Raw genomic sequence first — 1371 nt, forward strand, 5'->3', positions numbered from 1 at the left:
ACGGCCTTGCGGTTCCGGTGTTGCGTAAGGGCCGGGGTGAGGAGACGGCGCTGCTGACGGCTCTGGCCCGGTTGCATGTGGCCGGTCACCGGGTGGAGTGGGCGCCTGTCTTCGAGGGCACCGGCGCGGTCCGTGTCGATCTGCCCACCTACCCCTTCCAACACGAACGCTACTGGCCGACCGCCTCAGTGAAGGCGGATGAGGCCGGGTCGCATCCGGTCGATGCGGCGTTGTGGGGGTTGGTGGAGTCGCGCGACGGCGATGCCTTGGCGCGGGTGTTGGGTGTGGATGCCTCGACGGCTTCGTCGATGGCATGGCGTCTTGGGGAATGGCGTAGCCGTGAGCGAGTCCGCTCCAGCACGGGGGGCTGGAGCTACCGCGAGTGGTGGAAACCCCTGACAGGCTTGACCAGCCACACCCCATCCGCGTCTGCCCCTACGACGGTTGACGTTCCTCCTGACTCCGCCGATGCCGATTCTGCTGTTTCCGGTGTGTGGTTGGTGGTGGTGCCTGCTGGTGGTGGTGTGCCGGTGGGGTGGGTGTCGTCGGTGGTGGGGCTTTTGGGTGCGGGTGTGGTGTGCCTGGAGGTTGAAGAGGGTGTGGAGCGGGCCGTGTTGGCGGCCCGTATAGGGGAGGCGCTTCCTTCCGTACAGGAATGTGCGGGTGTGTTGTCGTTTTTGCCGGTTGGTGATGGTGGTGTCGGTTCCCTGAGCTCGGGTGCGGCGGGTGGGTCGGGTGTGCCGGGTGGGTTGTGGGGTTCGGCGGTGTTGGTGCAGGCGTTGGGGGATGCCGGTGTGGTGGGGCCGGTGTGGGGTGTGACGTGTGGTGCGGTGGTTGCGGTGCCGGGGGATGTGGTGGTGCATCCGGTGCAGGCGGCGGTGTGGGGGTTGGGTCGTGTGGCGGCGTTGGAGTTGCCGCAGCGGTGGGGTGGTTTGGTGGATCTGCCTGCCGACCCGGACTCGTGGGGTGAGGAGATCGGGCGGTCTTTGTCCCGGCTGTTGGCGTCTGGCGCGGGTGAGGATCAGGTCGCTGTCCGCGACACGGGTATCTACGGCCGCCGCCTGGTACCCACCGAACTGAGCACCGTCTCCGAGTCCGAGTCCGTTTCCGCCTCCGAGCTCAGTTCGGTCTCTGAGTCCGTCTCGTCCGAGTCGTCGTCTGCTGCCTCGGGTTGGGTGCCGTCGGGGTCGGTGTTGGTGACGGGTGGTACGGGTGCGTTGGGTGCGCGGGTGGCGCGGTGGTTGGTTGAGCGGGGCGCAGGCCATGTGGTGTTGACCAGCCGTCGGGGCCTGGATGCCCCGGGTGCGCATGAGTTGCGTGATGAGTTGGTGGGTCTGGGTGCGCGGGTGACGATCGCCGCCTGTGATGCGG

1 protein-coding gene is annotated in these 1371 nt (G+C 67.8%); it reads left to right on the forward strand.

Annotation, left to right across the window (positions count from 1 at the left end):
- Positions 1-1371, forward strand: a 1371-nt coding sequence (locus HCC61_RS29990; RefSeq protein WP_169141011.1) for a beta-ketoacyl reductase, incomplete at both ends; no start/stop codon positions are given.

This window comes from Streptomyces sp. HNM0575, assembly GCF_012726265.1.
Lineage (GTDB): Bacteria > Actinomycetota > Actinomycetes > Streptomycetales > Streptomycetaceae > Streptomyces.